The organism is Microcoleus sp. PH2017_05_CCC_O_A, from assembly GCF_020738785.1.
Classification (GTDB): Bacteria; Cyanobacteriota; Cyanobacteriia; order Cyanobacteriales; family Microcoleaceae; genus Microcoleus.
Genome location: NZ_JAEQCB010000087.1, coordinates 29,328 through 36,736, shown reverse-complemented (window position 1 = coordinate 36,736; position 7,409 = coordinate 29,328). Strand labels below are relative to the sequence as shown.

Below are 7,409 nucleotides of genomic sequence, written 5' to 3'. Positions count from 1 at the left end.
ACAACAGCCGTTTTATTGAGGAGCCCAATGATGGGAAACTATCACGTTCCGTTTTGGAGAGCAGTGGAGGGGGCGACTCCTTCACTGACTTTAATTATTTTGAGAAAAGTAGCCAGTAAGTTAGGTTTAGACCTAAACCAACTGGGTAGACGGTGTTTGACGACTCCCAGCGAGAGTTAGACTTTGGGTTTTACCCAAGCCTACTTTGTCCGCAGAATCTCAGCGTATGAAAGACCTGAGAGTGTCAAGATAGCCAAAAGATTTGGCGGACTAATTTTTTAAGTTCGATCGCGTCCTGACTCGGGCCCAAAAACGGATACTTGGTTTCGGACACTCGTCGCCCGCCACCCAAAATTTCCGACTCCTGTTCAACCCCCAGATTCACTGCGCTCTAAGTCAATCTAAAATCTCAAATCTACAATCTAAAATCGACTGAATGGGGCTTTCCGGGCGATCCGGTTCGAGGGCTTACCTAACGGATTCGCGATCGCACTCAAGCGCGGCGGCCACCCTCTTTTAATATCTTGGAAAAACCTCGCTGAAATTGTTTATTCTGTCAATGAGATATCTATAACTTTGGAATGTGTGAATCATAAAAATGTCTGAATCACTAACAAAAGGAGGAACGATCGCAGCGATCGCCACTGCGATCGTTCCCCAACAAGGCAGCGTCGGCATTGTGCGAGTTTCCGGTGCCGCAGCCTTAAAAATTGCCGAAACCCTGTTTCGCGCTCCAGGAGGGCAAATTTGGGAATCTCACCGCATTCTTTACGGCCACATCCGCCGCCCCAAAACTCAAGAATTAGTCGATGAAGCTTTGTTGTTAATCATGAAAGCGCCCCGTTCTTTCACCCGCGAAGATGTGGTGGAGTTTCACTGTCACGGCGGCATTATGGCGGTGCAGCAAGTGTTGCAGTTGTGTTTAGAAAATGGGGCGAGATTGGCGCAGCCGGGAGAGTTTTCGCTCAGGGCTTTTTTGAATGGAAGGTTAGATTTAACTCAAGCTGAAAGCATTGCAGATTTGGTGGGAGCACAATCACCCGCCGCCGCACAAAGTGCTTTAGCTGGTTTGCAGGGAAAATTAGCCCAGCCAATTCGCAAATTAAGAGCAATTTGTTTGGATGTGTTGGCAGAAATTGAGGCGAGAATTGATTTTGAGGAAGATTTGCCGCCTCTAGATGAAGCTCAAACTTGTTTGGAAATAAATCAGATTTTGAACGAATTGTCAAGGATTTTGGCGACGGCCGATCGCGGTGAATTGTTGAGAACCGGTTTGAAAGTGGCGATTGTCGGACGCCCGAATGTGGGAAAGTCGAGTTTGTTGAATGCGTGGAGTAAGAGCGATCGGGCGATCGTCACAGATTTGCCTGGAACGACGCGGGATGTGGTAGAGTCGCAGCTAGTTGTGGGCGGGATTCCGGTGCAGGTGCTGGATACAGCGGGCATTCGGGAAACGGATGATCGGGTAGAAAAAATCGGTGTAGAGCGATCGCGCGCCGCAGCCAAACAAGCCGATTTAGTATTGTTGACAATTGACGCAGAATCTGGTTGGACAGCAGGCGATCGGGAAATTTACGAACAAGTAAAACACCGCCAGCTCATTATAATCATCAACAAAATTGACCTAGTAAAAACAATCCCAGAATTACCTTTTTCCTCTGAAATTCACTCGATAGTCACCGCGGCGGCCGCCTTGGATCGAGGTATAGAAGAATTAGAAACAGCCATATTAGATGCTGTCAGCGGCGGAAATTTGCAAGCAGAAAACTCAGATTTAGCAATCAACCAGCGGCAAGCAGCAGCTTTAACCAGAGCTAAAATTTCGCTGGAAGAATGCACGGATACTATTAGCAACAAATTGCCTTTAGATTTTTGGACAATAGATTTGCGCGGCGCAATTCAAGCATTGGGGGAAGTTACGGGCGAAGAAGTGACGGAATCAGTCTTGGATAGAATATTTAGCAGGTTTTGTATTGGGAAATAGCAATTTTAATTGATTTATAACGCTGCTCAGAAAGGTATGTTGTTGGGCTTCAGTCCTTCTTAGTTTAGTAGAAACCCGGTTTCTCGCCTCCCATGAGTAATCTCTAAAAGTCTACTGAGTGGCCGAGACTTCAGAAACCGGGTTTCTTTCTAAACTTCTCGTTACTCAACATAAAACTTCGTAGAAACCCGGTTTCTCGCCCGATCTGGGTAAATTTCATTTAACTCATATGATGTCTACTAGAACGATCGCACTCATCCTCACGATCGCGGTCTGCCCAGAGTTGTGATATAAAGCACAGCCTCACTCGTAGGAATACCGAGAACGTCATTCACGAGATCGTCAAAAAAGCCCGCAATACCGCTGACACCCAAACGCAGTTGAATCGCTGCTAAATTCAACCGCTGGCCCAAATGACCCGCATCCATGTGCAAATATCGGTAAGCGCGATCGCCATATTTGGCAACAGCCCTATTCAAATCCGCCGTGTGAAACAACAGCGCCCCCGCATCTCTGCCCAAATCTTGCCCCAAACACAAATAATGCAGCTCCCTGCGGAAATTTTTGAACCGAATTTGCCGCAATTCTTGAGCTTTCGGAGCGTAATAATAACAACCTTCTTCTAACCCATGCACTCCCGAAACCGCAATAAAAGTCTGAATCAAACTCAGATCGAAATAGTCTGGATAACCGTCTAATCCTTGGTCGATATAGTGCTGCGACTGATAAGTAAAATCAAGCAACGCTAGGAGTTCGCCCAAGCTCAAAGAAGCACCTGTATAAGCACGGGTAGAACGCCTCTTCAGCATCATATTTTCTAAACCTTCCAGATTCACTCCCCAAGGAATCGAAGGTGTGACAGTCGAAACTTTAGTGCAAAATGGAAAGTTATATTTGTCCTCTAAATCTCCTTCACTTTCATCAAGTTTCCAGCCATCTACTCCAGTGGGATCTGATTCTAACTGTGTCGCTTTATGGAGGTATTCTAAAATTTGACCTTCGGAAATTTTCGGGTAATCTGTCGTCGTTTTTCCTGCCAAAGCCGTTTTAAACTTTGGCAAATTTTGGTCGATGTCTAGCAAGTCAGCTAAACCAATTAAACAGATCGCTCCTTCTTGCTGCGAGTCGATATACAGTAATTGATTGACAGCTTCGTCTGCGAATCCTCCAATCAGGTGAGGTCGGTAATCGTTGATGGCGCAAGCTAACTCGATATTGCTCAATAAATGACCAGTGTCGAGAAAGATTCGCCGATAAGCTCTATCTGCGTAACGCCAAGAAGAACGGAAGAAAACAGTGGTAACGGCGATCGCCAATTGGGTATTTTCTAACACCGGCGATCCGAAACAAGCCGCTTGCAGGGCCGGCCAAACTTCGCTGTCCCAAAAATGAACCAGCGAATGAGTTCTGCACTGATAATTGTAGAGTCCCGCCGGCAACTGTGGCGTACCCCGCGAGATTAAATAAACCTCTGCTGGGTAGAGCCCGCCCGCCGATGGTGCCGATCGCAAATACAGGTAGCTGTCATCTACCGTCTGCACCTTCGCCGTCAGCCCGTAGCTGCACAGCAACAAGCTGGACAACCGATGCCACCAACTGGCATCATCCGGGGAATTTGGATCGTCTGAGGGGTCTTTTAGATAAGGCTTCAGGTCAAAATACGCGCCAATTTTATATTCTTTGAACGGAACTGGTTGCTCTGTCCAATCTAGCTGTCTGCTTTTGGCAGCAAGGGTTTGGGGATCGTATTTCGTCCGTTCGTGGTAGTGCTGTGCAATGGAGGGAGGAAGTTCTGGCATATTTCAGTAGAGAATCAGCTTTGGTTTGTTTATCGATCTTGACATTACTGACGGCAAGCATGGTCGAGCAACCCAGAAATTTACAAATATAAAAAAAATCTTAGAAAAAATACGATCGTTGTTACACAAGCTTAACATAATAAGATACCTAAGTATAAATACGCAGAATAAGAACCATCAATTATCATTATGAATTGGCTGCAAAAGCTGTCGTCATTAAGGGTTGAAAATGCAAAAGCTAAGCGCTGAGGAATTGCTCGCTCAGTATTCTGAAGGCCAGCGAAACTTTAACGCCGTTGACTTAAGTGGAGATAACTTGTTTCAAGCAGATTTGCCAGAAATAAACCTTTCTGGTAGCGTGCTGACGCGAGCTTATTTGCCCTACGGAAATCTGACTCAAGCCAATCTTTACAAAACACAGTTACAAGATGCTGAATTGGGCGACATTCAACTTTATCAGGCAAATTTGTCTGAAGCTAATTTATCAGGAGCTAATTTATCTAGAGCAAATTTGCGCCACGCCAATTTGCAAGGAGCAAATTTGCATAAAGCCAATTTACAAGGTGCGGATTTGTACAATGCAGATTTGAGCAATGCCGATTTGAGATATGCTGATTTGAGCAGAGCTAATTTGGAGAAAGCAAAGTTAACCAAAGCTCAATTAGCTGGCTGCAACTTATTTCGAGCGCGCTTAGTGGATTTGTCCGACGCGGAGTGCGATCGCACTACCATCGGCCCGGAAGGATATTGATTTCGCAGCACTGCATTTGGGCGATCGGTCGAAAAAGGCGATCGCCCTTTTTGATATTTCTTAACATTTCTCGACACCGCTGACAATGTGAGTTACAGTCGTAGAGAACTTATGGCTGTGCAATATTGACAATAAACAACACATATTTCCACATAAAAAAAGGTCAAACCTATGAACGATCCCGATGAAAAAGCCAGAGAACTCCGACACAAAGAACAACAACTTCGGAAGCGAGAACAAGAACTTCGACTCCGCGAACTAGAATCGGAAATCGAACGATCGGTACCAGAGAATATAACGAGAAAGTACGAAGAACCAGATAACAATACTCAAAGCAAACTGCAACTATGGCGCCGAAAAATCATAGCAATCAGTCAATTTACAGGTCTGGCAATTGTAGCGCTGGTTGCCCTGCGTGTAGCATCTTGGCTAGGAACTGCGGTGATGGTGGGAGCAATTGCTTTCATTGGTTACAAAATACTTTTTCAAGATAAGAATCCCAAGAATTAACTAACAGGCTATTGTAGTCATTTCAGGTCTGTACTGCACATTGTTCGCGAGGAATAGCGAATCAAATAACTTTTGCACGAACACCATCATGAAATAGCTTGGTTTTGAAATATCCAGCAGTAAACAATCAGAAAACAACCATGAACCTCAAAGTAGAAACTAGCAGCTTTCTCAACGATTTAGAGCGAGTATCCGCCGTGCGCCGAGAAATTGCCGATCGCCTGAGCAACATCGTCACATCCATAGAGCGATCGGAATTAGCCGGAATCGAAGCATCAGGAAAACTCGGTTTAGAAACAGACAGCGCCGACATCAATCTCGCCAGCAAAAACTTGCGCCAAGGAGTATTTCGGCTCCTCGTATTAGGCGACATGAAACGCGGCAAAAGCACTTTTCTAAATGCCTTAATCGGCGAAAACTTGCTTCCCAGCGATGTCAATCCCTGTACTGCTTTGCTGACAATTTTGCGCTACGGCCCCGAAAAAAATGTCACCGTTTATTTCAACGACGGCAAAAGCCCCAAACAACTCGATTTTAAAAGTTTCAAACAAGACTACACAATCGACCCCGCTGAAGCAAAACGCTTAGAATCAGAACAGAAACCAGCATTTCCAGATATCGACTGCGCCGTAGTAGAATATCCCTTACCTTTGCTAGAAAAAGGCATAGAAATAGTAGACAGTCCCGGACTCAACGATACAGAATCGCGCAACGAATTATCTCTCGGTTACATCAACAACTGTCACGCAATTTTGTTTGTACTCAGGGCAACTCAGCCTTGTACAATGGGTGAAAGACGTTATCTAGAAAATTATATCAAAGGTCGTGGATTAAGCATTTTCTTTCTGATCAATGCTTGGGATCAAGTGCGGGAAAGTTTGATCGATCCGGACGATCCTGAAGAAATGGCAGAAGCAGAACACAAACTGGGGCGGGTTTTCAAAGCTAATTTGGCTGAATATTGTTTAACAGAAGGACACGACATTTACGACGAGCGGGTGTTTCCAATTACCTCAATTAAGGCGCTCAGATTGCGGGTAAAAAACCCGGATGCAAATTTAGCAGGAACTGGTTTTCCGGAGTTTATGGCGTCATTGAATACGTTTTTGACGCAGGAAAGAGCGATTTCGGAATTGCGTCCGGCGAGGACTTTGGCGCGTCAAATTTCTGCTCGCGTCCGCGAAGCTGTCGGGCGCCGTTTACCATTGCTCGAACGGGATGTCAATGAGTTGAAGGACAAGATTAATTCTGTTGAGCCGGAGTTTAATAAACTGAGTCAGATTCGCGATGAATTTCAACAAGAAATTATCCGAGTTAGAGATAGTAAATCGCGGGCGATCGCAGATTCTTTCCGCACCTACGTTCTCAATTTAGAAAATACCTTTGAAACCGACTTTTTGCGGTATCAACCCGAGCTGAGATTTCTGGATTTCTTCAGCCAAGATAAGCGAGAAGCCTTTGAAGCATCGCTCAGACGAGCATTCGAGCAGTACATCAACGACAAACTAGCAGCTTGGACTCTCACGGCTGAACAAGAGATGAATTCAGCATTTTCGCAGTTGTCGCAAAGTGCAGCCAATTACGGAGCATCTTACACAAAAGTGACTGAAAAAATTACCGAAAAACTGACCGGGCAAAAAATCCCCGCAGCAGTCAGCAACTCAAACGAAGATAACTCGCCAGCTTGGGCAAAATGGGCGATGGGATTGTTTTCATTAACAACAGGAAACCTGGCGGGTGTAGCAATGGCAGGAGCTGGTTTCGACTGGAAAAATATCCTGCTCAATTTAATTACTGTATTGGGCGTCAGTACGATTTTTGCGAGTTTTACGGGGATTGTTTTGGGGCCACTGTACTTGGCTTTGCTGGGGATGGGTGTTGGGGTTTTGCAAGCAGACGGAGCTCACAAACAGTTAGTGAAAGCAGCTAAAAAAGAGTTGGTAAAATATCTGCCGCAGGTGGCTCAGGAGCAGTGGCAGCCGATTCACGATGCTGTGAAAGAGTGTTTTGATGTTTACGGGCGCGAAGTGGGCGATCGCATGAATGATGATATTAAGTCTCGGAAAGCTGAGTTGGATAATTTGTTGGAACAAAAGCAATCTCGGGAGATTAATTCTCAGGCTGAATCGCAGCGGTTGGAAAAGTTGGAGGCTGATGTTTCTGCTCAGGCGCAGAGTATAGAATCAGTATATCAAGGTTTCTTAGCATCCGCTAAATGAAGCTCTAAGGTACGTAGTTGCGCTTCAGCGCTCTTACATATATAACAAAGAGCGCTGAAGCGCAACTACGTACCTAGGATTTGGAAAAGTTGGAGGCTAAGGTATGTTGTTGCGCTTTAGCGCTCTTACATATATAACTAAGAGCG

General features: G+C 45.3%; 7 protein-coding genes. 5 read left to right on the top strand and 2 right to left on the bottom strand.

Annotation, left to right across the window (positions count from 1 at the left end):
- A partial coding sequence (locus JGK20_RS20820) for a hypothetical protein (RefSeq protein ID WP_293213981.1) occupies positions 1 to 180 on the top strand: 180 nt, incomplete at its 5' end.
- Between the two features lie 64 nt (positions 181 to 244).
- Here JGK20_RS20820 and JGK20_RS20815 read toward each other — a convergent pair.
- Positions 245 to 385, bottom strand: a complete 141-nt coding sequence (locus JGK20_RS20815; RefSeq protein ID WP_293208613.1) for a hypothetical protein — start codon at positions 383 to 385, stop codon at positions 245 to 247.
- 213 nt (positions 386 to 598) lie between these two features.
- Between JGK20_RS20815 and mnmE the strand changes: the two genes are divergently transcribed.
- Positions 599 to 1,984 (top strand): tRNA uridine-5-carboxymethylaminomethyl(34) synthesis GTPase MnmE, encoded by a 1,386-nt coding sequence (mnmE, locus tag JGK20_RS20810; RefSeq protein ID WP_293208610.1) that lies wholly within the window; start codon positions 599 to 601, stop codon positions 1,982 to 1,984.
- A 260-nt stretch (positions 1,985 to 2,244) separates the two neighbouring features.
- Here mnmE and JGK20_RS20805 read toward each other — a convergent pair whose 3' ends face one another.
- The gene (locus JGK20_RS20805; protein ID WP_293198937.1) at positions 2,245 to 3,783 is read right to left on the bottom strand and encodes a SagB/ThcOx family dehydrogenase; all 1,539 of its coding nucleotides are present in this window, start codon (positions 3,781 to 3,783) and stop codon (positions 2,245 to 2,247) included.
- Between the two features lie 229 nt (positions 3,784 to 4,012).
- On the opposite strand from JGK20_RS20805, the gene JGK20_RS20800 reads away from it, so the two are divergent.
- The 3 genes from JGK20_RS20800 to JGK20_RS20790 all read left to right on the top strand — a co-directional run bounded on the left by JGK20_RS20800 (position 4,013) and on the right by JGK20_RS20790 (position 7,263).
- Positions 4,013 to 4,534 (top strand): pentapeptide repeat-containing protein, encoded by a 522-nt coding sequence (locus JGK20_RS20800; protein ID WP_293178709.1) that lies wholly within the window; start codon positions 4,013 to 4,015, stop codon positions 4,532 to 4,534.
- A 171-nt stretch (positions 4,535 to 4,705) separates the two neighbouring features.
- The gene (locus tag JGK20_RS20795) at positions 4,706 to 5,044 is read left to right on the top strand and encodes a hypothetical protein (RefSeq protein ID WP_293178711.1); all 339 of its coding nucleotides are present in this window, start codon (positions 4,706 to 4,708) and stop codon (positions 5,042 to 5,044) included.
- A 140-nt stretch (positions 5,045 to 5,184) separates the two neighbouring features.
- Positions 5,185 to 7,263: a dynamin family protein gene (locus JGK20_RS20790; RefSeq protein ID WP_293213978.1), complete on the top strand. Its 2,079-nt coding sequence runs from the start codon at positions 5,185 to 5,187 to the stop codon at positions 7,261 to 7,263.
- The last annotated feature ends 146 nt before the right edge of the window (positions 7,264 to 7,409 follow it).